Annotated in this window: 19 protein-coding genes; 5 read left to right on the forward strand and 14 right to left on the reverse strand. The window is 59.3% G+C overall.

Features of this window, described 5'->3' with window-relative positions:
* The first annotated feature begins 9 nt into the window (after positions 1–9).
* The 3 genes from AUR_RS05580 to AUR_RS20390 all read left to right on the forward strand — a co-directional run bounded on the left by AUR_RS05580 (position 10) and on the right by AUR_RS20390 (position 4,563).
* Positions 10–1,785: a CDP-glycerol glycerophosphotransferase family protein gene (locus AUR_RS05580; protein WP_206616223.1), complete on the forward strand. Its 1,776-nt coding sequence runs from the start codon at positions 10–12 to the stop codon at positions 1,783–1,785.
* The gene (locus AUR_RS05585) at positions 1,785–3,713 is read left to right on the forward strand and encodes a hypothetical protein (RefSeq protein ID WP_128397075.1); all 1,929 of its coding nucleotides are present in this window, start codon (positions 1,785–1,787) and stop codon (positions 3,711–3,713) included. Before AUR_RS05580 ends, AUR_RS05585 begins: the two co-directional genes overlap by 1 nt.
* Positions 3,714–4,134: 421 nt before the next feature.
* Entirely contained in the window at positions 4,135–4,563 is a 429-nt protein-coding gene (locus AUR_RS20390) for an acyltransferase (protein WP_206616224.1), read from the forward strand.
* Positions 4,564–4,720: 157 nt separating this feature from the next.
* Here the strand turns inward: AUR_RS20390 and wecC are convergent, their stop codons facing one another.
* The 6 genes from wecC to AUR_RS05620 form a co-directional block, all read right to left on the reverse strand.
* Positions 4,721–5,986 carry a UDP-N-acetyl-D-mannosamine dehydrogenase gene (wecC, locus tag AUR_RS05595; RefSeq protein WP_062097721.1) on the reverse strand — a complete coding sequence of 422 codons (1,266 nt, stop codon included), beginning with the start codon at positions 5,984–5,986 and terminating at the stop codon, positions 4,721–4,723.
* 28 nt (positions 5,987–6,014) lie between these two features.
* The gene (locus AUR_RS05600) at positions 6,015–7,928 is read right to left on the reverse strand and encodes a glycosyltransferase family protein (protein WP_062097723.1); all 1,914 of its coding nucleotides are present in this window, start codon (positions 7,926–7,928) and stop codon (positions 6,015–6,017) included.
* Positions 7,925–8,815 (reverse strand): ABC transporter ATP-binding protein, encoded by an 891-nt coding sequence (locus tag AUR_RS05605; RefSeq protein WP_062097725.1) that lies wholly within the window; start codon positions 8,813–8,815, stop codon positions 7,925–7,927. The genes AUR_RS05600 and AUR_RS05605 overlap by 4 nt, the downstream gene beginning before the upstream one ends.
* Positions 8,802–9,668 (reverse strand): ABC transporter permease, encoded by an 867-nt coding sequence (locus tag AUR_RS05610; protein WP_164888698.1) that lies wholly within the window; start codon positions 9,666–9,668, stop codon positions 8,802–8,804. Before AUR_RS05610 ends, AUR_RS05605 begins: the two co-directional genes overlap by 14 nt.
* Positions 9,669–9,688: 20 nt before the next feature.
* On the reverse strand, positions 9,689–11,341 hold the full coding sequence (locus AUR_RS05615) for a glycosyltransferase family 4 protein (RefSeq protein ID WP_241650869.1): 1,653 nt from the start codon (positions 11,339–11,341) through the stop codon (positions 9,689–9,691).
* A gap of 92 nt (positions 11,342–11,433) precedes the next feature.
* A complete protein-coding gene (locus tag AUR_RS05620) occupies positions 11,434–12,651 on the reverse strand; it encodes a glycosyltransferase family 4 protein (protein WP_241650870.1) in 1,218 nt (405 codons plus the stop codon).
* A gap of 986 nt (positions 12,652–13,637) precedes the next feature.
* Between AUR_RS05620 and AUR_RS05625 the strand changes: the two genes are divergently transcribed.
* Together AUR_RS05625 and AUR_RS05630 are read left to right on the forward strand one after the other, a co-directional pair.
* Entirely contained in the window at positions 13,638–15,350 is a 1,713-nt protein-coding gene (locus AUR_RS05625) for a hypothetical protein (RefSeq protein ID WP_128397076.1), read from the forward strand.
* Between the two features lie 56 nt (positions 15,351–15,406).
* The gene (locus AUR_RS05630) at positions 15,407–16,483 is read left to right on the forward strand and encodes an LCP family protein (protein ID WP_062097733.1); all 1,077 of its coding nucleotides are present in this window, start codon (positions 15,407–15,409) and stop codon (positions 16,481–16,483) included.
* Positions 16,484–16,578: 95 nt separating this feature from the next.
* Here the strand turns inward: AUR_RS05630 and AUR_RS05635 are convergent, their stop codons facing one another.
* The 8 genes from AUR_RS05635 to paaA all read right to left on the reverse strand — a co-directional run bounded on the left by AUR_RS05635 (position 16,579) and on the right by paaA (position 22,909).
* Positions 16,579–16,998: a VanZ family protein gene (locus AUR_RS05635; protein WP_062097735.1), complete on the reverse strand. Its 420-nt coding sequence runs from the start codon at positions 16,996–16,998 to the stop codon at positions 16,579–16,581.
* On the reverse strand, positions 16,986–17,942 hold the full coding sequence (locus AUR_RS05640) for a lipid kinase (RefSeq protein WP_062099306.1): 957 nt from the start codon (positions 17,940–17,942) through the stop codon (positions 16,986–16,988). Before AUR_RS05640 ends, AUR_RS05635 begins: the two co-directional genes overlap by 13 nt.
* 63 nt (positions 17,943–18,005) lie before the next feature.
* Entirely contained in the window at positions 18,006–18,785 is a 780-nt protein-coding gene (locus tag AUR_RS05645; protein ID WP_062097737.1) for an enoyl-CoA hydratase/isomerase family protein, read from the reverse strand.
* Positions 18,786–18,794: 9 nt separating this feature from the next.
* Complete coding sequence (gene paaE / locus AUR_RS05650; protein ID WP_062097739.1) at positions 18,795–20,000, reverse strand: 1,2-phenylacetyl-CoA epoxidase subunit PaaE; 1,206 nt, start codon at positions 19,998–20,000, stop codon at positions 18,795–18,797.
* An 8-nt stretch (positions 20,001–20,008) separates the two neighbouring features.
* Positions 20,009–20,572 carry a 1,2-phenylacetyl-CoA epoxidase subunit PaaD gene (paaD, locus tag AUR_RS05655; RefSeq protein ID WP_206616225.1) on the reverse strand — a complete coding sequence of 188 codons (564 nt, stop codon included), beginning with the start codon at positions 20,570–20,572 and terminating at the stop codon, positions 20,009–20,011.
* 5 nt (positions 20,573–20,577) lie between these two features.
* Complete coding sequence (gene paaC / locus AUR_RS05660) at positions 20,578–21,495, reverse strand: 1,2-phenylacetyl-CoA epoxidase subunit PaaC (protein WP_062097744.1); 918 nt, start codon at positions 21,493–21,495, stop codon at positions 20,578–20,580.
* Positions 21,492–21,914 (reverse strand): 1,2-phenylacetyl-CoA epoxidase subunit PaaB, encoded by a 423-nt coding sequence (gene paaB, locus AUR_RS05665; RefSeq protein ID WP_062097746.1) that lies wholly within the window; start codon positions 21,912–21,914, stop codon positions 21,492–21,494. The genes paaC and paaB overlap by 4 nt, the downstream gene beginning before the upstream one ends.
* A complete protein-coding gene (paaA, locus tag AUR_RS05670) occupies positions 21,914–22,909 on the reverse strand; it encodes a 1,2-phenylacetyl-CoA epoxidase subunit PaaA (RefSeq protein ID WP_062097748.1) in 996 nt (331 codons plus the stop codon). Before paaA ends, paaB begins: the two co-directional genes overlap by 1 nt.
* Positions 22,910–23,129 lie beyond the last annotated feature (220 nt).

Consider the following 23,129-nt stretch of genomic DNA (forward strand, 5'->3'; position numbering starts at 1 on the left):
GTGACGACGATGCTCGATTACCTCCGAACCCGCACGGTTTACCTCGCCGAACCTGTCGTCTACACGGGCCCCATTCCAAACAACGTAGCGGCCACCAAAATCGACCAGAACTACCACTACGGCCGGGACACAGATGTTTTCGGAACCGCGTTCAACACCAGACGACTCGCGGATGCGCTGGAGGCCATCGGTGACATAGACCGCGCCGGTCTCTACATCAGCTATCGCTTGTATTGGTCGCTGGGAGTAATTAAGCCGTTGCCCACGGGCTTCTCCGTCGCATCCGAGACAAAAGCTGCCATCGGCCTCCAACTTGGCGATGACGTAACGAGATTGGTGCCTCTCATCTCATCGTCATCGACCGAGGTGCGCCTTCACCTGGTTCGTTTCATCGCCGCGTTTCTTCGGGGGCTCAGGGCACAAAAAGTCTCAGGCGTCAGTTTGGCTCATCTCCGCGATGTCATACACGCTTTCGATCTCGCAGAGTTCGCCAGCTTGCTAGATCCGCTCCAGCCGTTCGAGGGCTCCTGGCTACGCTGGCTGAACGAACCGGAAGAGAGATACCTCTACAAGCAGCTCAGCGAAGGGGATTCGTATCTCGTTTTCCGTGAGGGCGAAGCCCAGGAATCAGCTCTTCAGCTGTATCGACTGCGCTTGGGGGATGACATCCTTACTATCGAAAAAGCCTATGTTCCGCGCAATTACAGACCGGGCTTCTTTCGACCTGCAAGCTATGACTTTTACAGTCGCCCGATCGATACGTATTCCACGATGCTCTTTTTCGACCGCCCGCTTCAGGCGGATGATAATGCGGAACATTTGTACGAATACTTTATGAAAAATCATCCTGAGTACGAGGAAATTTACTTTGCAATAAATCCCAAGTCCGAGGACTGGGAAAGGTTGCGGGCTAAAGGGTTCAAATTGATCCCCATCTTCACTCCCGAGTTCTATGAAAAGTTCCTCATCTCAGACCTTGTTGTCTCTTCACAGATTTACAACATCAGATACAAAGGAAAATCCTTCGCGAACTCCCGGTTCGTTTACCTTCAACACGGGGTTCAACTGAACGACATGACCGACTGGGTCCTATCGAAGTACTTCGACGTATTCGTGGCCACCGGTCAGGTCGAAGCCGACTATTTGAGCAAATTCGCACCGGTGGAGACACTCAACTCGGGTCTGCCCCGCATGGAATCACTAGCCCGCGCCGAGCATACCGACCAACATCTGCTCTTCCTGCCAACATGGCGGTTCAACCTGCATCAGTCATCCACCGAACACTTCACGCAGTCCAGCTACTTCAAGTCCATCGATGCCATTTTGTCGGATCCGTCCCTTCTGCGGTTCCTGGAAAGAACGGGACGAACTCTGCACGTCAAGTTGCACCCAAACGTTGAGAAACGCGCCAGCCATTTCCGGTTCTCCGACCGTGTCATCAAGTCAGATCTTAGCTACCGCGAGGCAATCTCTTCTGCAGAGATGGTCTTCACCGATTACAGCTCCGCCGTAATCGACGCTGCGTTCATTGGGACACCGATTGCCTACTACCAGTGGGATGCTGTCGACTTTTTCAACGACCAACCCTATGAAGGTAGGTTGGATTTCAAGAAAGACGGCTTGGGACCTGTGTTCCTGGAGCATTCTGACTTGATTAACCACATCGTAAACGGGCACTACCTTCAATTGGATGACCAGTACGCCCATCGACGATCTCGCTTCTTCAAAGGTGTGGATCCCGCGCGAATTAATTCGACGATCGTAGAGAGGATGTTGAGTCTCTGATGAAGATAGTCCGAGAAGCCCGGCACCGCATATCCGAATTGGGTAAGGCTGCGGCATACTCAAAATTTGGCACTGACGTCGCGCGCAGGATTCTTGCGTCGCCTGCAGACAGCGTCGTCCACAAGTACGTAAAGACCAAAGGCCTGGAAGGCAGCGTAAGGCGCCTAGCTTCGGAGAGCCTCCCGCCCGGCCTGTACTTCGCGAAACTCACCATAAAGCAATGGGAAAAACATCGTGGGAAACCGTTCCGGTTGCTCCAAGGTTCTTCGGTTGTCTACGGCAACGAAGTGGAGCCCCCAGCACGCGGGTTCCCCTTGGAGTACAGAAACATTGTGGTTACGTCCAGCGACGTAACGGAGTTCAAGCTAGATATCAACGCTCCTTATGAACTCAAGATCGGCCGGGGAGCATTTACCACTCCCCAGCAGGTCAAGTATGACGCCCAGTACGGAGTCAAACAGTATGGCGATGTTTTTTATTCTCTTCGCGGTAATACCGTCAACCCCAAGAAGTTGCTCATAACTTTTCCAGGGTTTGGTCCTTCGACTTCCCGCATCTCGTACGCCGTCAGCTACCTCAAGGACATTAAGGAAGCTGACCTGCGAGACACCATGATGGTGTGCTTCCAAGATCGCTATCTTGCGGCCGGTTCATACATGATGGTCGACAGCGCCGGGCGCTCGCTCTATGAACGCGTCTGGAGCGTTCTTGACGGCCTGCGTAGTGAACATAACATCGACGAATCACAGATGCTCTTCTTCGGCGCCTCGAAGGGCGGAAGCATTGCCATTAACTATGCAAAAGACTTCCCTCAAGCCCATTTGCTATTAGCTGTTCCTCAGATGAATCTGCCTTACTATTTCAACAAGCCTTTCTTCAGGGACAATCTTTTTAGGAACAATGCCATCCGATCTTCTGAGCAACCGGAAAGCTTGTTGCGCCAGTATTTCGCTGAGGGTCGAAAAATTGATTATTTCTATACCAACTCAGATGAGCTCAGCAACCACTCTTTGATTGAGCTTGCCCATGACGTTCCTAACCTGACCAAGTACCGAGTCGACGGCGGTCACTCTGCCGTCGCAAGGGCAGCTTTGCCGTCCATGCTCGGTATTATGCGAAACTTCCTGCATGGCGCGAAGAACAAAACTTTCCGGTGTGAAAACATCCGTTCCTACGCTCGAGGCGGAAACGTCCTTGCGCAGGCACGCGTCGATAACCAAGCATCGAAGATCAGGGGTGCTAATTGGTACCTGGAAGGTTCTCTTGGACGCACCAAATTCATGCATCTCTTAACCGAGCATTCATACCAATTCCTTAAGTTCACCTCCGATTCGCAGGTTCTTGCTGCTGCGTACGATCCGATCGAGGCTATGTCCGGACTCACCGCTTTGGAAGCGAACGGAAGCCGCTGGACCAGCAGTCTGCCCGAGCCGCTGACGAGGGGCCCCAAGCAGAGCCCCGGGGCCGTCCTTTCGTTCGACGAGTTGGTACTCACGAGCACCAGTCCCAGAGAATATGTCGTGCTCGATGGTGACACCCATGGCAAGTACCGATACCGCAGTTATGAGGTTGACCCGGCCGGCGACACCATGGAAGTCCATTTCGTTAAGGATGCAGCCCTGTCGGTAGACACAATGCTCGAAGCCAACGGAAAGAACCGCACGTCCTATGTAGCGGTTGTCGAGCCGTTGGCTAACTGGAACCTGGCCGATTTGGTTGCGTTACGCTTTGTAATAAAGGCGGGCGCTGAGCGCCTGAGAATCGTCCTCCACGACAGTTCAAAGCGCCAAATGGCGATGGCTTTGCTGTCACAGGTGGACTGGAAGAACTCTCAGGTGGTAGCGGCGTCCCCAACACAGCCTGAAGCCAACGGTACTAGCAGTGCTGCGCTTCATGAGAAGGAAGCGCTTCTGTCGAATGCAAGATAACCAGGGTTCTGCCATTTTGGCGGACTCACCGAAAACGATACAAGTCATTAGGTCCTACACAGACGTTGCTAACATCAGCAACAACCACGTGCACCTCAATCAGGCCCCCGAATCAGAGTTTATTAATTCGACAGTTGAGTTTGCAGGGACTGGTAACGTCCTTTATGTTGAGGATGGCGTGAAGCTCAGGAACTCGAGGCTGCGATTCCTGGGGAGCAATGCCGTTATCCACATCCGGAAGTCGCCGCGGTTTGCCCGCTTGGTCGCGTCCGTCTTCGAGGAGTCTGTGTTGTACATAGGCCCTGGAGCTTCATTCACATCCGAAGCGCGCTTTCTTCCTACCGAGCGGAAGCACGTAATCATCGGTAGTGATGCAATGTTCTCGTCGAGGGTAACGTTCCGAACAGCAGACCCTCATCTTGTGTACGCCGTTGGCAACCACCAACGCATCAATCCGAGTGCATCCATCTGGGTGGGGGATCACGTCTGGCTCGGGGAAGACACTCTGTTATTGAAGGGTGCCCGAGTAGGTTCCGGAAGCATTTTGGCGGCGCGGGCGTTGATTACGAAAACTGTCCCCTCCAATTCAACGGCGGCTGGCGTTCCCGGCCGAGTCGTTGGCACCGGAATTTTCTGGACTCGGCCGTCTGTACATGCCTACAGCCAAGCCCAATCCGATCGCACGTCCTTCGAGCCAAAAGATGATTTCATCTATGCTCGCGATGAATTCGTCATCGACGTAAACAAGCTAGAAGCTGAGCTTGATCTCGCCGAAGACGGATTGGCACGAGCGGCATGGTGCAAACGCCTCGACGAACTCACGGCTAAGAACCGATTCTTTATAGCATGAACGTTCTTGGGGCCAGCATCGGTTCTGGCATGCCGACGGCCCCCTCTGCTCACGCATAAAAACGTCCTCTGGGAGTAGTACCGCTCCTTTGGTGCTCAGTTGGCGTCCACTTTCCGCGGTGGACGGCAACTGAGCACCAGCCGCTTAAGAGAAGCAATCAGCGCGTGGCTCTGTCCTGCCAGACCCCCCGGGTGTCCACCACGTTTTTTCCCGCGATGATCCCCGTGTCCAATCCCCGGAACTGATCATGATCCACAAGGAGGAGAATCACGCCGGAACGTTCGATAGCTTCCTCTGGAGATGTTAACGCCACGTTGACGCTCTGCGACAAAGCCCGCGGCAGGATGTTTATGTGGGGCTCCGCTACATTGATGCGCCGGTCAGGCAGCCTGTCCGCAATCATGCTTGTGATCTGAACGGCCGGAGACTCTCGAAGGTCATCGATGTTAGCCTTGAAGGCCAAGCCAAGAATCGCGACCTCTCCTGTGCTCTCCAGCCCCTCAAGCGCCGAAACGGCCTTTTGAACCACCCACTCCGGCTTCGCGTCGTTTACGTCGCGCGCTGCTCTGATCAGCTTTGCTTCCTCAGGCGCCGCAGCGACTATGAACCAAGGATCTACGGCGATGCAGTGCCCACCCACGCCCGGCCCTGGCTGGAGGATATTTACCCTCGGGTGGTGATTTGCAAGACGAATAAGTTCCCACACATCTATGCCAAGCTTGTCGCTGATTACCGACAGTTCATTTGCGAAGGCAATGTTGACGTCGCGATAGGAGTTTTCTACCAGTTTTGCCATCTCGGCAGTAACCCCGTCCGTCGTGAGGATCTCTCCTTGGCAAAAGACTGCATACAGGTTCTTGGCGGCTTCAGCGGCCTCTGGAGACATGCCTCCGACGATTCGGTCATTGGTTACAAGTTCGATCATCACCCGCCCGGGCAGGACCCGCTCAGGGCAGTGAGCTACGAGGATAGCCGGTCGCCCATTCGAGCCATCAATGCTCAGGTCCGGGCGAAGTTTGAGAATGTAGTTGGCCATATGCTCGGTGGCACCGGGGGGTGATGTCGATTCAAGGATCAGGAGCTCGCCGCCTTGCAGTTGAGGTGCGATTCCGCGTGCCGCAGCCTCGATGTAACTCAGGTCAGCAGAGCGGTCCTCGTAGAACGGCGTCGGCACAGCCACAATGTAGGCATCGGCTTTGGGAGTGGAGGTTGTAGCTTTGAGGCGTCCCTGGCTCACCGCGCCGGAAACGTGGATTCCAAGATCAGGCTCGACGAATGGTACTTCGCCAGCGTTGACCGCCTCGACAGTGCGCTCATTGACATCGACGCCGACGACATCGATGCCATTCGTCGCCAGGATGGCGGCCGTCGGGAGGCCAATGTAACCCAGCCCGATGACGGCGACACGATTGATGGTATTCAAAATGCTCCCAACATTGGGTAGTACGAATTCAGACAGTCACGTGCTCTGTCGGGTTACCCCAAAACTCGACGTCTCCAATGGACAGGAGGTGGTCGTCAGATGCAGTCCAAGTGTGGCCGGATCCCGACCTCTGAACGTAGTAGTTGTAACGATCGGATGCGTAAATGGTCCCGCCACCCTCGCTAACGGAGCGCAAAAAAGCGGTGTCCTCACCACGGCCGATTTCCTCGAATTGATGGCGTTCGAAGACCGACTTCTTTGCCATGATGGTTGCTCCAATCACCATGTGGTGGAAGCGGTGCTCCATGCCTTTAAACCTCAGCAACGAGGCGTTCCGGCTCTCAATGTACATGTAATGAGCAAGCTTACCGACCACGTCCGCCCCGGAATACATTAAGGCATTGGCTTGATCCCTCAGGTAGTGCGGACCGTAATAGTCATCGTCATCCATTTTGGTGAGAATCGCCCCAGTTGACTCGGTCACGCAAAGATTCAGGCATGCCCCAAGGCTAAGCGTTCGAGGTGCCTGGAGAAGCTTTACCTGTGAGACACCGTACTTTTGCCGCAACTTACGAATTTTCCACCAACCTGGTTTGAACCCGTGCGTCAGGAGCACCAGCTCAACCTCAACACCCAACTGCGAGCCGACTGTACGGAACACGTGCTCCAACTGCTGCGGCCGAATTGTTGACACCAAAGCGCTGACAAGTTCAGGCTTTACCGGTCGAATCCTATGGGGCAGTGCCAGCCCGATTACTTTTTCAGCCCGGTGAGCGTAGGTGTGCTCGGCCCAGATACGGCGTTGTGCCCTGTGTACGGAACGATCATTAAGTTCCGGACTCCTCATCAATGCCCTGATGATGTTGGCCGCTTCGTCCTTTGTCTCTACGCTGTGAATCTCATTTGCCGGGAAAAACCTCGGCAATGCAGGACTCGGCATTGTGACCACGGGCGTGCCAGATGCTGTGATTTCGAAGATTCGCCGAGCGCACATGCTAGGCGAATCGATCACTGAGTTGACATTCAGGAAGACCTTGTAGGCCTTATAGGCAGACAACATTTGGTCGTAACTCAACGAACCCACAACGCGTGAGTCATAAGGGGCAGGAAATTGATAATCCGGGTTACCGCCGAGTTGCCTGGAGAAGATTTCGAGGCCATGCTTGACCCTGTCCGACCCCTCCATAGCCCCCTCAAGCAGCACCTGCATCTGTTCGCGCCGTTCAGGATACTTGTGCGCAAAATACATACCTGCGAACGCCACGTCGCGAGAGTGTCGTCCTTTTAGGGGGCGCACCGGGTTGTGAATGGCCGGCTGCGCAGCGAACGGTAGGACGTCAACGCGATTGTGTCCCAGCGCTTCCCTGTAGGCCGGGAGCTTGTTCTCATCCGAAGTAAGTACGACGTCAAATTCACGTGCCGCAGGCAGAAAATCTTCGAAATGCGGCGGGTCTTCCTTGTTCCAGAAAACCGTGGGTAAGTTGTTTTCCCGGAACCACTGCATGAGAGCCAGAAACTCCGGTTTCGGACCGCTCGCGCCAGTTAACTGGTAGCGCCATGACCCGTCGTTCCCCTCCCATGCCGACTCCACAAACAAGAAGTCCACAGGATTTTCTTCAAGTTGCTCACGCCAGCGGTCCTTGCCCAAGAACACAAGGTTCCACTCATAGGCAAACGCTTTGGCAGAAAAGTTATCCAAAATGACCGCGACTGTCAGGTCGGCTCTGCGCGCAGCAATGCTGGGGTAGTCATAGGCCGGAAAGGTCAGCTGGCGTGTCTGCGTGCCGACCTTGGGCTTCGCAGTTCTGGCACCGATATTTCTCCTGGACGCCTTAGCCGCAGACAAAGCACGCTGCCGCTTGTGCCACGTGCGGAGCTGGCGGATACCGCCGGATCGCAAGTGCCAAGCAGCCTTCCGCAAGTTATCAACCGTATAGATCATGCTCGGCTCCTACGCATCTTGCTTCTGGCCAATACTTCCGTCATCTGTAATGCCGCTCGCGCTTCATCCCGGATCCTTGCGGCTGTGATGCCGTTGCCCCTGGCAAGATTTCCCGTGAAGTCTTGGTACGTCTTCACGGTTTCCTCCGGATCCCCGTCCATGATCATGTGCCCCATGTCCAGCCACACGACACGGCTGCACATGCTGGTGATGGTCTCTAGGGAGTGGCTGACGATGAAAACGCAGCCGGCCTGTTCCCGAAGCTGGTCCATCCGGCGCTTGCTTCGGTCTCCGAACTGCGCGTCGCCTGTGTTGAGTGCTTCATCCACCAACAGAATTTCCGGGTCAATGCTGGCAGCAATCGCGAAGCGCAGCCTCGATGCCATCCCGGAGGAGTAGGACTTCATCGGCAGGTAGATGGAGTCCCTGAGACCGGAGAGCTCGACGATGCTCGTGAACTTTTCCTTGACCTCGCGCCTACTCATACCCATGGCAAGGCAACCCAGAACCACGTTCTGATGGCCCGAGAGATCACCGACGAGGGCGGCATTCACTCCGAGCATAATCGGTGTACTGGATGCAAAGACCGCTCCCGAAGAAGGCCTTATCTGGCCGCTGATGAGCTTCATGAGCGTGCTCTTGCCCGAGCCGTTGCGGCCGATGATGCCCACGGACTCACCGCGCTCCACAACAAGGGACAGTTCGTGCAAGGCGCGGACTGTCACAGTGTTTGGACGGCGGGTCAGTCTCCGAAAGAAGCTGGTCTCGCGGCGTTCCTGGGCGACCGCGTCAGAGTCCGTAGTTACCACCCGGTACTCCATGGTTGCGCGGTCCACCACTACACAAGGATGACCCTCAACATCCAATACCTGTTCAGCCACGACCATAGGATTCCTCCCCTTGCCAGAAGAAGACCATGCCAATCATCAGGGCTGCCAGCGCCCACACAGCGAGAATTGCCCAAGACTGCCAGGTAGGTGGCTGCGCGTAAAGTATGCAGTTTCTAATGATATCGATGACGTTGAAGAGGGGGTTGATCTTCATCGCCGCCAGGATTTCCGGGTGTGTGATGAAGCGATCGTACGAGTAAAAGATGGCTGACCCATACATCCATGCCCTAATGAAGAACGGCAGAAGGTGGGTAGCGTCGTGGACCCGGGAAATGATTCTCGCCAGGATGAGCCCGATTCCCAGGTTGAAGATGGACTGAAGCGCCAATGCGGGCAAAATCATGAGCCAAAGCCAGGTAATCTTCTCTACCGGCGGGACGATCGTGATGATCAAGAGCATTGCGAGAATCAAGGGGACGTTCGCCATCATCTCGCGGATGTTTGCCCCGATGGGCAAGGTTGCCCTTGGGAAGTTGAAGGCTTGGACCACAGCCTTGTTGCTATGGATCGACCTTGCGCCGGTGGTGATGGCGCCAGCAGAGGCTTGGAAGATAAAGACGCCAATGACCAGATATCCGATGTAGTTGTCGATACCCCGGCCTGTTTGCAGCAACAGGCCAAACATTACGTAGTACGTGAGTCCACTAAAGATCGGGTTGAGCAACAACCAGGCGCTGCCCAGGCGGTCTCGGCGGGTACCGCTCTGTACCCGGGCCCGCGAATCATAGAAAATGAAATCGCGGAAATCCCAAAGCTGGACCAAGTAATCCAGGAACTTCGGCCGTGCGCCAACGCGCGTTAGACGCCGCATGTCGACAGCCAACGGCTGCACCACTGCTGGCTCTGGCATGACTGCCTTCTTAGCCGACATCAGCTGGCCCTCCTCGTATAGTTAGACGCCAAAGTTTCGTAGGCCTGCACGCACGCCTTCGCGTTCGCTTCCCAAGTGCGGGTCGCCAGAACCTGCTGCCTGCCTGCCGCCCCAAGACGCCGACGCATGCCGTTGTCCTCAAGCAAATCCAACAACACCTCAGCCAGCCCCTCGGGATCCGAGGGCTCGGCAAGCCGCCCGTTGACGCCGTCGCGCACTATCTCCTCCAACGCGTCCAAGCGGCTGGCCACCACGGGCCGCGCCGAAGCAAGAGCTTCAACAGGCTTCAGCGGCGTAACGGAACGGGTCACGAACAGGTCCTTCCGGGGCACAACGAAAACGTCGAGTGCCTGATGAAAAAGTTGTGCTTTGTCAGCGGGGACCCGTCCTGGGAAAAGGACGCTCTCTAAAAGGCCCAGCCGTCTGACTTGATCGCGGAGGGCCGGCGCAGCCGTCCCGTCACCCACTACAATCAGCTTCAACTTTGGCAGTCGCGGCGCCAGCAAAGCAAATGATGTGACCAGATCCTCAAGGCCCTCGTAATCCACCAGGCTGCTTACGGTTCCGATGTACAGGGCATCCGATTCAAGCCCCAAGGCGCTGCGGGCTTCCGCATGAGTCAGTGGTTCACCAAGGTAGGCGCCGCCCACTGCATTGGGAGACAGCAGAATCCGCTCTTCAGAGACTCCTGCTGCCAGAATGTTGCGCTTCATCGACTCTCCGAGCGTGACCACCAGGTCGGCACTACGCATGACGTCGGCTTCCCGATCAGTGAAAAGCCGGTATCGTTCGCTGCACTTTGCCTCTGGATCGCGAGTGGACGCCCAAGTATCAGCCAACTGGCCGCGGACCTCATAAACCCACGGAATTCCCAGTGCGTTGGCGACTTCACGTGCTACTAAACCGTTGACGAAGTGCGTGGTGGTGTGAAGGACGCTGGGGCGGAACTCGCGGGCCACTTGGAGAAGTTCCTCGGCCTGCTGCTGCAGCCGTCCGTCCATCGATTTGGCCATGGCTGCAGGCAGAAGCCGCTGGTACCGGACACCATCCACTACGTCCACATCTCGGGCGTTCAGCACACCGATCTGGACCGGGTACCCCAGACGTGTGACCGCCAAGGGTTCCCACCCCTCCCGCGCCTGGGCGCTGAGGATCGAGTGGCTGCGTCGGGCGTAACCACTTCCCGTATGAGGCACGGAATTCGTCAGGAGATGAAGGACCCGACGTGGTTCCGGCTGCATGCTGGTGCTGGCCAAGGATGGCCGCCAGCCCTGGAAAACCCGGAGCTCCGATTCGAGCCGTTGACGCTGCTTGGAGGCGTTTCCGGGCTGCCCTCGCAAGACGTCGACGGCGGAGGTCATGTCGCCGTCGTACCACCTACGCCGTGCGGTGGTGGCCGCGAGCTGCGTACTCTCAGTTGCGCAGGAAAGGAACCTGTCCGCCCACTCGGTCCGGCCGGCGGCTAGAGCCACTTCGGCTGCCTTGCGCGCGTGCTCTGGGGTGGTGCCACACCTCAAGGCATTGTCAAAGCGGCGCTCCAGTCCGGCGTCGTCACCGGCAACGTGGCTGGCGAGTAAGAAGGCAGCACTGCTGGACTGCGAAGCGAGAGACGCCAGTCCGGACGCGGCTGGCCGCACGATAGTCGAAGGCAAACGCCTAAGTATCTGAAGTGCCAGAACGAAAGGAGCCTCAGTCAGGTGATCCGCGATTGTGGTGGCGGCAAGCCTGACATTCCTCAAGATGCTCATGAAATCTTCTCCCGGCTTGGGATGCAGGTGTCACGGCCAAGCAGACTGGCAATGTTTCCCATGTACTGGCGGGCCAGCTCCGCGTAATCTGCGTTGTTCCTAACCCACTCACGGCCACTTCGCCCCGCGGCCAACCGGGCACGGTCCTGGGACAGATCGCGCCAGAGCTGGGCAACTGCCTCAGGGCTTGCGCCCACGACGTCTCCGCCCCGGGCGTCTTCAATAATCCGTTTGGCCTCACCCTTCACGATCGCCGTCACGTGACGTCCCACGGCCAATACCTCGTAAGTCTTGGACGGGACGGTGGTCTCAAAGGATTTCCAGTCGTCGCGCAATGACACGATGCAGGTATCGGCCTCACTGTACTTCTCAAGCACCGCGGGTCCATGAAGTGAGGGGAAGAAAGAGACAGGAGCGTCGAGTTCCCGGGCAAGCTTCACAAGCTGTTGCCGGTTGGTTCCGCTACCCACCAGGGTGAGGTGGAAGCCCTCGCCTAGCAGGGCACTGGCGCGGATAAGGATATCCAGACGCTGGCTCTTGCCGTGGTTGCCCAAATACAGGGCGTGGAAGACGTCCCGCTCCAAAGCAGGAGGATCCAAAAACGGAACCGTATGCAGGTCCAAGCCGTTGCTTACCGTAACAACGTTCCGAAGGCCCCTGTCACGCAGCGTTTGGGCAAACCCCTCAGTGACGGTGACAACCATGTCCGCTCGATGCTGCACAAATTCGACGACCCGTTCTACAAGGCTCTTCACGCTGCCTTGCACCAGGCGAGCATCCCGGGCGAGGTCCGGCCAGGCATCCCGCATTTCGACGATGAGGGGCACCCTGCGGAACCGGGAAAGAACATATCCCGTTGCCAAGGTTGGAAGGCTGGGTGCCGTCGCAAGAATGGCGTCCGGCTTCTTTCCTCCCAAGCCGACCGGGACAGACAGGATCGCTGAAAATAGCTGGTCAATAAGACGAGCAACAGGAGACCTGCCCAAGTGCCTCAGATACGGGACGCGCCGTATCCGTTCGCCGTGCGGGCCTGATTGCCGGCCGAAGGCATAGCCTGCATGGCGGCGGGGAAGATCGCGGCGGCCGTTCGGGTAGTGAGCCACCGGCGTCACCACTTCGACGTCCCAGCCAGCCCCGATGAACTCACGGGTCAGTGACGACCACCTACGTTGCGGAGGGCTGTGCTCCGGCCAGTAAGAGTGTGTGAGCACCATAAGGCGCGGAGGATTCGGCACATCGTTGCTAAGACTGCCGTCCCCTGTTCGGGAACTACTCATGAGCTACTTGCCGTTGAGACGAGGTCGGGGCATCCCTTTGGAACGAAGTGCACGGAAGTAGGCTGCGCCCAAGAGCAGCAGCACAGCGACAGTCAAAGCCTGAACGAAAGGATTGTTCTCTGCGACAGGAGCCAAGGCAGCTTTCAGGGGGCCCGCCACCTCCGCGCTTGCCACCAGAGGCGCCGTCGCTGCCTTCGTGGGCGACTGCGTCGGAGCCGGCGTGGTCACAGCGGGAGCCGAACTGGTTTCCTCGGTGGGGACAAGGGGCTCGACGATGTAGTTCTCCGGCTCAGAGGATCCAGGCTCTGATACAGGTGGAGCCGGGGGGACCTCTGGTGTGGCCGGTGCGACGGGCGGTGGCTGAGCGGGCTCACCGGCAGGAGGCACCACGGGGGCTGGAACGGGCTCTGCTGGAGCCGGAACATTTGGGACTGGGGGTACCGGGTCTGTGCTGGGCTCCGGCTGAGGCTCTACGGGAACGGGATCTGTGAGAGGCGGAAGAACCACCTCGGGGAAGGTCGGTTCGGGAAGCGGACTCTGGGAGTCCGACGGTGCAGGAACGGGGTTGGTTTCCGTAGCCAATGCTGGCTGAGTTCCCAAGAAACCCAAGGTACCGAGCAGCAAGGCCAGCCCTGCGGCTCGAACACGCCTGATTCCGGTGCTCAACGTTCCCCCTATAGTCCTGACCTAGCTCGTTTTACGGCGCCCTATTTCTCCGACCGCTGAGACAGGCGGTCGGGGAATCGTCCGATTCAGGAAGGCACTCCGGGTTAGTTTATCGTATGGATTAGATCCCGACTCAGCGGGGATCCCTCCAGCCCGCTATAAGCCCGCGCTATTGCCGCCTGGAAGAAGCGCGATTTGTATCTTGTTTCCGCTGATTTTGCGACCAACTTGCCGAAGATCTGGAGACCGAAGGACGCATGCCCCCTACCAGCGATTACAGCAGGAACAGGCGTCCTTTCAGGTGGTGGTTGGCCGCTGGTTCCTTGGCTTCCATTCTCGCGGTGTTCCTGGTCGTCAACGGATTGAGTGGGCATACCCCTCCTGAAGGCCCACCCGCGGAGCAGGCCGAGGCCCCACAAGCAGTTCAACTACCGCACTACCCCATCAGCGGATACTTCATCTACTCAGCCCCTTCTGATGCCAGGAACCAGAAGAAACTGGAAGAGATCAAGTCGGTCGGCGGCGACACCGTCATCACGTTCGGCTCGGTGCTATCCCCCGCCACACTGGCGACGCTCCCCACGGACTGCAAGATCAATGGCGAGAACTGCGGGGAAGTTATTGGCTCCAAGCTCAAAATCGGCCGGTACTTCACCTTCTCGGATGGAGGCCAATGGGGCAAACCTGCGCTCCAGTGCCCGAATGACCGACTCGTTGAGGTACCTGGCAGGACCTACACTGTGATGGTTTTCCCTTCCAACAATGGCGGTTGCACAGCCAAAGACGGCGTCTATGACCTGGTTGTGGCAGGCGGCAGTCCCTCAACGGCGGCAGATCCCACCATTTCAGTGGCCTCAGCCGCAACCAAGTTGAACATGCGGTTCTACGCCGGATTGCCGGCGCCCGCCAAACGGACAGATTTTGAGTACCTGCCCGACCTCAGCTACCAGAACACACTCCAGCTGTTTACCGAACGATTCCTTCGCTACCAGGCCGATCTTAATGACGTGGCAGGCCTCGCGGGCTTTTATCACCACTTTGAGATGCCTGTCACGGACAACTCCTTCTTCGATCCCGTGGTGTCGCTCTACGCAATGCAGAACAAAGCCATTCATCGCGTGCTTCCTGACCGGTCCGCGATTGTGAGCCCCTACATTGAATCGCGGAGGAGTTCCGCGGCCATCACGCCAGCGGACGCCCGCAGGGGTGCTCGGAAACTCGCCGGGACTGCAAGCGGGCTGCAACTGTCCATAGCCATCCAAGACGGAATGGGAACCGGCAAGGGCGCGGCCTACAGAGCTACTGAAGCCGGGGGCAAGGTGGACAGTTTTGCGGCCAGCATTGTTGGCCGGGGAACGTGGGGAAGCAAGTACGCCGCACCGAACAGCGAATACTTCGAGGCGGCTGCAGAAGGTGTCAAGGGCACCCAAGCAGAACTGTGGGCCAACTTGGAAGGCATGGCGCCGGCCACGGAGGCAAACCCTTGCGAGCAGAGCTTGCGCGGGCAAACAACGATAGACAGGGTCGATCGCCAACTCCAGCAGATGGGAGCGGCCGGGAAAATCATCTCCTTCATGTGGGACCCCTACTTCACCTGCTCGGGTACGAATCCGCCGCTGAAGGAAGATCTCCAGAAGGGATTGGGCATTCCCCTCATTACGGATATCTCAAGTGATGTGGCCAATGGCGGCGCGGTAAAGGTAACCGGATTCAATCTGGAAGGGATTTCCTATGCCCTGGAATTCATCGACAAAAAGGGCGACAAGCATCGCACCACCGGCCAACCGGCAGTGGTCAAGGCATCCTTTGGTAGAGACCAAGGTCTCAATCCGCTACTCCAATCGGTGACGATCGACCTTGGAGAAACTGCCCCACCCACGGACACCGCCTACCAGATTTCGGTCTCCAACGAGCGGGGATCTTCAACGGAAACAGTGCATCCAACGCCTGCGAAAGCAGCCGTCGGATAACCCGATACCACAAAATTGCTAGAATCATCTCTGCTGTTGCCAACATCAAGGAACAAATGACGCTCCCTACTAATACCGAAAACCCCCCGGCGGACTCGCGCCCCCGACGCCAAAAGGGTGGTAACAAGACCGCCCGTAACGTCCTGCTGGGCTTCGCAGCCGCCGTAGTGGTCATTGGACTTGTGTGTGGCCTGTACCTTTTCAACCTTGCACAGACTTTCAACAACGGGACCACCAAGATTGACGCGGCATTCCCCGAGGAGTCAACGCGACCCCAAAAGGCTGAGCCGGTCAACGGTACGGCGGCCATGAACATCCTGGTCATGGGCAGCGACAGCCGCGGAACCGATCAGGTTGACTTGGAAACCGACGCATCCACCGACCAGCGGTCGGACACGCTGATGTTGGTACATATCCCTGCCGACCGCAAAAACGTCTACGCCGTCTCCCTGATGCGTGACCTTTGGGTGGACATCCCCGGCAGGGGCCAGTCCAAGATCAACTCCGCCCTCACCTACGGAGGCGTTCCTCTTGTTGTCCAGACCGTAGAATCGCTGTTTAAGCAGCGCATTGACCACGTCGCCATGGTCGACTTTGAAGGCTTCAAGGGCCTCACCGACGCCCTCGGCGGCGTGGAAGTAAACAACAAGATCCCATTCGCTCCGGCTTCAGGACCCATGAAGGGGCATTTCTACGATGCCGGAAAGTTGACACTTAACGGCGACGAAGCCTTGGCCTTCGTTCGTGAACGCAAGTCCTTCAGCGACGGCGACTACCAGCGCGTCCGTAACCAGCAGGCTTACCTCAAGTCCATGATTAGCAAGATCATCGCGAGGGACACCCTCACGAACCCCGTGACCGTCAACAACATGGTCTCGGCCATGTCCCCGTTCGTCAGCGTGGACAAGGGCTTTGACGCTGGGGCTATTGGAAGTCTGGCCGTTGGGATGAAGGACCTCCGAGCCAACGACACCGTCATGTTTACCCTCCCGACCCTTGGGACTGGCAGCTCCCCGGATGGCCAATCAATAGTGGTGGCCGACAACCAAGCCATCTCTGACATTGCGGAGGCACTTTCCAAGGACCAACTGGGCGCGTACGTCACCGCTCACGCTCTGGAAAAAGGCAACTAGCCCCCTGTCAATCTCAGCAACAACTACCCCGCAAACCCCGGCCCGCTTAGCGGACGCCGGGGTTTGGCGTTTGTACTGATCCCCTGCGAGCACCCCTATTGTTCGGAACCCCGGTAGACCTGCCTGGCGACAACGGCACCTATAAGCGCGCCCGCCGAGTTGGCAATGACATCTGAAAGGGCCGTGACACGCCCCGGGATGATCAGCTGCGTGATCTCGATGAACGTGGACGTGGCCGCGCCGAGAAGCAGCATCCGCCACCAGTTCCAACGGCCCGGCCAAAGGAAAGTGGCCAGCAAACCGAACGGGACGAACATGACGATGTTGGATACGAACTCCACCCCAATGGCTGCTTCTTTGAAGGGAAGGCCCAGTGCAGCAAGCCGTCCAGCGATGACACCGACGAACCCGGTAACGGTGCTGGCTTCCTTCGACGGGAGGAATACCACAATGGCCAGCAGCACCAAGTACGCAACAAAGGCCGCGCGAAGCCACCTCCGGATTACGCTGGACATGCTTTTCCTGACGGCCCCTCAAAAGTAGCCCCCGTACTCGCCTGCGGCACCACCACATGGACCGCGTTGCGCTGGACCGTGAAGTCCGTCGGCGTTTCCGTGGCGATCTCGCCGTCGAGGTTTACCGGCATGGACGGGTGGGTGACCAGCCGGACGTTTCTGGTCTCCAAGTGGTACACACGATCATGGTCCACAAAGCTTCCATCTTTGAGGAGTCGCGCAATCTTCACGTGTTCCCTCAGCGGCGCCGCAAGAATGGCGTAGATGTCCAGGGTGTGGTCGTCGATCCCGGCCATCGGGGAAACTGTATTGCCGCCGCCATAATGCCTGCCGTTTCCCACGGCGACCTGGAGCAGGTCCTCCAGCTCCAGTGTTGGGTGGTCGCCGTCCGGGAACTCCAGCCGGGCACGGAACGGCCGGTGACGGGCATAGGCCTGAACGGTGGCGACGCCATAGGCCAACGGACCGATGCGTCGCTTGAGCCCGGGGCTGAGTGCCTGGGTGACACCGACGGAAAGACCAACGGAAGCGACGTTAAGAAACGGCTGCCCGTTGGCCCGGCCGAGGTCGATGTCCACCACTTTCCCGTTGGCGATAACGGCACAGGCTTCCGCGAGGCCGTTGGGAATCTCGAGTGTCCGGGCAAGATCATTGGCCGTCCCCAGCGGAAGCACGCCGAGCACGGTGTCAGTCCCGGCAAGCAACCCGGCAGCGTAGCTCACCGTGCCGTCGCCGCCGCCCACAACCACCAGGTCATGCTCTTCCGCTGCCACCCGATCGAGCACACCCGTCACCTCCGCGCCCGAGGTCACCGGATGGACCGCGGAAACCGGCACGCCGGCCTGCTTGAGGAAATCGACGGCGGACGTCGCGGCTGCGGCCCCACGACGTGAAGCCGCATTGATCACCACGGCAACAGAGCGGGCCTCACGGACGGATTCCATGCTGACCATCGTAGGCGGACGGACCTTGGAGAACCCTGCGAGGAATCAATCCGTACAGAAGAACTACCCCTTGAAAACAGGCGCCCGCTTCTCCTGGAACGCCCGGAATCCCTCGGCGTAGTCATCGGTCTTGCAGAGGCGTGCCTGCTCCGTGTTCTCCTCGGCCATGGACTCCCACAGGCCAAGGCGCTGATCGCGGATGTGGGCCACCAACTCCTTGGATGCGACGAACGCCTGGGTCGCACCGGAAGCCACGCGCTCCACGATGGACCGGGTAGTAGGCAGCAGAGCGTCATCCGGCATGGCCCTGCTGAACATGCCCTGTGCCACGGCCTCGGTCCCGGAAATGAGGTCCGCAGTGTAGATCAGGTCCAAGGTGCGGTGCATGCCCAAACGCTCGGCGAAGTACCAGTGCCCGCCGGAATCCAACGTTGCGCCGAGCTTGGCGAACGGAGAGCCGAACTTGGCATTCTCCGCCACGTACACCACGTCCGTGGCCAGCAGCAGCCCGAGTCCGACGCCCAGGCACGCACCGTGCGCAGCTGCGAACGTGGGTGCCGGGAACGCGGCCATCTTCTTCAGCAGCGGCTCCACCAGCCCGCCCAGGTAGGCCTGAGCGTCGTCGGTCTCCGGGGTCACGCCGGCGATGTCGCGCCCGGCGCAGAAGGCCCGCCCCTCGCCGCGAAGCAGCAGCGCCCGGACTTCACCGCGTTCGGCGGCGGCAGCAGCGTCGTCGTACGCTTTGCCCAACTCGGCCAGCGCGGCCTCGTCCAGCGAGTTCAGCTTCTGCGGGGCATTGAGGACGATTTCGGCGATGCCGTTGGCAATGGAGAGCTCGATCATGGGGACTCCTTACACGTCGAAGTCGACGGTAACTTCTTCGCTGGTGGGGTGGGCCTGGCAGGTGAGGACGTAGCCCTTGTCCAACTCGTCCTGCTCAAGGGCGTAGTTCTCATCCATGGTCACGGTACCCGTAACCACCTTGGCGCGGCAGGTGCCGCACACGCCGCCGGCGCAAGCGAACGGAACGTCCGGGCGGACGCGCAAGGCTGCGTTGAGGATGGATTCCCGGGCGTGGGTGGGGCTGGCGACGTCGCCGGTGAGGCCGTCCAGCTTGAAGGTGATCTTGTAGGTCTCCTGCGACTCGTCCTCCACAACCGGGCGGCCGGCGTTGCCTTCAGGACGGTCCGGGCGGCCCGTGGTGAACAGCTCGAAGCGCACGTGCTCCGGCTCCACGCCGCGCGCAGCCAAGGTGTCGCGGCACAACTGGACCAGCTCGAACGGCCCGCACAGGAACCATTCATCCACATCCTCGGCATGGATCGCGGAGGACAGCAGCGCCTGCAGCTTCTCCGAATCGATGCGGCCCGTCATCAGCGGCGCAATGCGCTGCTCACGGGACAGGACGTGGTGAAGCGCCAGGCGGGTGGGGTACTTGTCCTTCAGGTCCGCCAGCTCTTCCAGGAACATGACGTCCATGGCGGCCTTGTTGGCGTAGATGAGATCGAAGGTGGTGTCCGGGTTGGCGGCCAGCAGCGTGCGGGCAATTGCGATAACCGGGGTGATGCCCGAACCCGCTGCGATGGCCACGAAATTGCCCGGCTCCCCCGCCAGTTCCTCCGGGTGGTTCATGGAGTTCATGACGTTGTGCTGCACGGACGCGCCGTCCTTGCCGTGCCGCGAAATGAACGCACCCTGCGGGCTCATGACGTCCAAGGTGTCCCCGGCCTTCAGCTCGGCATTGGCCCACGTGGAGAAGATGCCGCCAAGGTCCTTCTTGATGGCCACACGGATCTCGCTGCTGCCGTCGCCAAACGTACGCGGTTCGGCGCAGATCGAGTAGCTGCGGCGAACCTCGTGCAGCTCACCGTCCTCACCCGGCAGCGACGCGCGGAGGGCAACGTACTGGCCGGGCAGGTAGTCGTACTGGCCTGCCAGCTCGGCGGGAACCGCAAACGTGACCTCGATTGCGTCGTCCGTAAGGCGCCGGACTTCCGAGACGGTCAGGTTGTGGAAAGACGCACGACGGCGGCTGGCCGTCTGGGTTTCGGTGGTCATGCTCTTCCTTACAGGACTTTGAAGTAGTCGAACGGTTCCTTGCAGTCCTGGCAGACAAACAGTGCCTTGCAGGACGTGGAACCGAAGCGGGTGAGTTCCTTGGTGTTCAGCGATGAACACTGCGGGCATTTCACGGCCAGGTTCAAACGGACAGGACCGGAATGGCCACCGGCGGCGGCCCGGCCCGAGGGCGGCGCAATGCCGTATTCCTCAAGCTTCGCCTTGCCGGACTCGGTCATCCAGTCAGTGGTCCACGCCGGGGACAGGACCAGGTTGATGTCGACCTTCGCGTAGCCTTCCTTTTCGAAAGCCTTCCGCAGGTCATCGCCAATGGCGTCCATGGCCGGGCAGCCCGAGTACGTAGGCGTGATGGTGACCTCGACGGCGGAAGCCGCCGGGCCGCCGTCGTGCCCGCCTCCCGAAGCAGCTGCTTCGGGGGACTCGACAACGCGCACGCCGCGCAGGATCCCCAAGTCCTCAATGGTGAGGACCGGGATCTCCGGATCGCAGACGGTGGACGCGACGTCCCACGCATGCTGTTCCGCGGCGGTCAAGGAGCTTACCGTGGCCATGGTGGTCACCAGCTCGCGCCGGGGTGCTCGCGGGCCAGGACCTGCATCTCGGCCAGGATGTACCCCATGTGCTCGGAGTGCTTACCGCGACGGCCGCCACCCGGAGCCTGCGGAACGGCAGGGATCTCCAGCTCGGCCTCGGTCAGGATCTCGCCGGTCAGGCGGTCGAACTCTGCCCGCAGGCTGGACGGCTGGACGGCAACGCCTGCTTCGGCGAGGCGCGTAGTGAGCTCATCGTCTTCGAAGAGTTCATCAACGTACGGCCATACGAGGGTCAGGCCCTTGATCATGCGCTCGCGCGACTCATCCGTACCGCCGGCAAGGCGCAGCACCCACTGGGCGCTGTGGTCACGGTGGTAGTCGACTTCCTTCACGGCCTTCGCAGAAATGGCTGCGATGGTGGCATCCGTGGACGCGGTGAGCGCCGTGTAGAGCTGGTACTGGTAGAAGCTCACAATGAACTGGCGTGCGATGGTCACCGCGAAGTCGCCGTTGGGCTGCTCGAAGAGGTGGGCCGAACGGAATTCGTGCTCGCGGCGGAAGTAGGCGAGGTCGTCTTCCGACTTGTCCCAAGCGGCACCGGCGTAGGTCAGGAAGGACCGTGCGTGGCCCAATTGGTCCAGTGCAATGTTGCCGAGGGCGATGTCTTCCTCGAGCTCGGGAGCACGGGAAATCCAGTGGCCCAGGCGCTGGGCGAGGATCAGTCCGTCATCGCCCAGGCGCAGTGCGTACTCGGCCACATCTTCGCTGGGCTTTACTTCCCCGCGGCGGACCTCAAGGGCGATGTCCTCGGGACGCAGGGCGTTGCCCGGGGTGATACGGGTGGCGCTGGCCGAACCGTCACCGGACGCCCCCGCACCGGAGACGCCCACGGAGATATCGCCGTGGCCTTCGATGGCGAAGTCAGTTGCTTTGTCAGTCACAGGTGCTTCACGCCTTCACTCTTGGTGTAGTACGTCGCATGGCGGTAATCCTTGCCCTGCGGGGATTCGAAGAACGAGCCCTTGGAATCGGGATCGCTGGCGGCAATTGCCTCGGCCGGGACAACCCAGATGGACACGCCCTCGTTGCGGCGGGTGTACAGATCGCGGGCGTTGCGGAGGGCCATGGCGGCATCCGGTGCGTGCAAGGAACCTGCATGCACGTGGGACAGGCCGCGGCTGGACCGGACGAAGACCTCCCAGAGGGACCAGGGGGTTTCTTCCTTGGCCTCGCTGGACGTGACGTTCGCGCGCGGGGCGGGTGCCGCCGTCGTGCTGTTTGCAGCGGCGACCTTGGGTGCCTCGCTGTTGATTTCGCCGGCGGCGCTGGCCGGAGCTTCCGGGTTTCCGTGGGGAGCCATTATGCTGCGTTCGCTTTCTGTGCTTGCTTGCGGGCGTAGGCTGCGGCAGCTTCCCGAACCCAGGCACCGTTTTCGTGTGCCTCACGGCGGCGCTCAATGCGCTGCGAGTTGCAGGGACCGCGGCCGGCCAGGACTTCCTTGAACTCATTCCAGTCCAGGGGTCCGTGCTCCCACTTCTTGGTTTCTTCGTTGAAACGGATGTCCTTGTCCGGGAGGGTCAGGCCGAGGACCTTGACCTGCTCCACCATCATGCCGACGAACCGGCTGCGCAGCTCGTCATTGCTGAACCGCTTGATGTTCCACGCCATGGACTGCTTGGAGTTGGGTGAATCGTCATCCGGCGGGCCGAACATCATCAGCGACGGCGCGTACCAGCGGTTCACTGCGTCCTGTGCCATCTGCTTCTGCGCCGGCGTTCCGTTGGAGAGTTCCAGCAGGATCTCGAAGCCCTGGCGCTGGTGGAAGGACTCTTCCTTGCAGATGCGCACCATTGCGCGGCCGTAAGGACCATAAGATGCACGGCAGAGGGGAACCTGGTTGCAGATGGCTGCGCCGTCAACCAGCCAGCCGATGGCACCCATGTCCGCCCAGGAAAGCGTGGGGTAGTTGAAGATGGACGAGTACCGGGCCTTGCCCGCAATGAGGTCTTCCGTCATCTTGTCCCGGGACTGGCCCAGGGTCTCGGCAGCCGAGTACAGGTAAAGGCCGTGGCCGGCTTCGTCCTGGACCTTGGCCATGAGGATGGACTTGCGCTTCAGGCTCGGTGCCCTGGTGATCCAGTTGGCTTCCGGCTGCATGCCGATGATTTCCGAGTGTGCGTGCTGCGAGATCTGGCGCAGCAAAGTCTTGCGGTAAGCCGCCGGCATCCAGTCCCGCGGTTCAATGCGCGAGTCCTCCGAGATAATGCGGTCAAAGTACGCCTGACCAGCCGCCTCCCGTTCCTGCTCCTCCGGGGACAGCTCAACGGGCACAGACTGCAGATTCTGCGTTGCCATGGTTGCTCCTAATAAATTACCGACCGTTCGTTCAGAATATGCGGAGGGGAGGTTTTCAGTCAAGCTTTTGGCCGCCTTGGTGGGGCTCGCCCTTAATTTGCCGGATCATCCGCGGCTTAGCTGAGGCGAAGCCCCGGGAATCCAAGGAACCAGTCCGTGCCGGACCAAATGATCCAGCAGATTTTCGTCAGTGGGCGCGAAAAAGCCCGGGACCGGCACG

Source organism: Paenarthrobacter ureafaciens (assembly GCF_004028095.1).
Lineage (GTDB): Bacteria > Actinomycetota > Actinomycetes > Actinomycetales > Micrococcaceae > Arthrobacter > Arthrobacter ureafaciens.

What these genes read in the sequence shown, in the direction of transcription:
- AUR_RS05580 (WP_206616223.1), top strand. Translation starts at nt 10, where the DNA reads ATGCTCGATTACCTCCGAACCCGCACGGTTTACCTCGCCGAACCTGTC.
- AUR_RS05585 (WP_128397075.1), top strand. Translation starts at nt 1,785, where the DNA reads ATGAAGATAGTCCGAGAAGCCCGGCACCGCATATCCGAATTGGGTAAG.
- AUR_RS05600 (WP_062097723.1), bottom strand. Translation starts at nt 7,928, where the DNA reads ATGATCTATACGGTTGATAACTTGCGGAAGGCTGCTTGGCACTTGCGA.
- AUR_RS05605 (WP_062097725.1), bottom strand. Translation starts at nt 8,815, where the DNA reads ATGGTCGTGGCTGAACAGGTATTGGATGTTGAGGGTCATCCTTGTGTA.
- AUR_RS05610 (WP_164888698.1), bottom strand. Translation starts at nt 9,668, where the DNA reads ATGCCAGAGCCAGCAGTGGTGCAGCCGTTGGCTGTCGACATGCGGCGT.
- AUR_RS05620 (WP_241650870.1), bottom strand. Translation starts at nt 12,651, where the DNA reads ATGGTGCTCACACACTCTTACTGGCCGGAGCACAGCCCTCCGCAACGT.
- AUR_RS05625 (WP_128397076.1), top strand. Translation starts at nt 13,638, where the DNA reads ATGCCCCCTACCAGCGATTACAGCAGGAACAGGCGTCCTTTCAGGTGG.
- AUR_RS05630 (WP_062097733.1), top strand. Translation starts at nt 15,407, where the DNA reads ATGACGCTCCCTACTAATACCGAAAACCCCCCGGCGGACTCGCGCCCC.
- AUR_RS05635 (WP_062097735.1), bottom strand. Translation starts at nt 16,998, where the DNA reads ATGTCCAGCGTAATCCGGAGGTGGCTTCGCGCGGCCTTTGTTGCGTAC.
- AUR_RS05640 (WP_062099306.1), bottom strand. Translation starts at nt 17,942, where the DNA reads ATGGAATCCGTCCGTGAGGCCCGCTCTGTTGCCGTGGTGATCAATGCG.
- AUR_RS05645 (WP_062097737.1), bottom strand. Translation starts at nt 18,785, where the DNA reads ATGATCGAGCTCTCCATTGCCAACGGCATCGCCGAAATCGTCCTCAAT.
- paaE (WP_062097739.1), bottom strand. Translation starts at nt 20,000, where the DNA reads ATGACCACCGAAACCCAGACGGCCAGCCGCCGTCGTGCGTCTTTCCAC.
- paaD (WP_206616225.1), bottom strand. Translation starts at nt 20,572, where the DNA reads ATGGCCACGGTAAGCTCCTTGACCGCCGCGGAACAGCATGCGTGGGAC.
- paaB (WP_062097746.1), bottom strand. Translation starts at nt 21,914, where the DNA reads ATGGCTCCCCACGGAAACCCGGAAGCTCCGGCCAGCGCCGCCGGCGAA.
- paaA (WP_062097748.1), bottom strand. Translation starts at nt 22,909, where the DNA reads ATGGCAACGCAGAATCTGCAGTCTGTGCCCGTTGAGCTGTCCCCGGAG.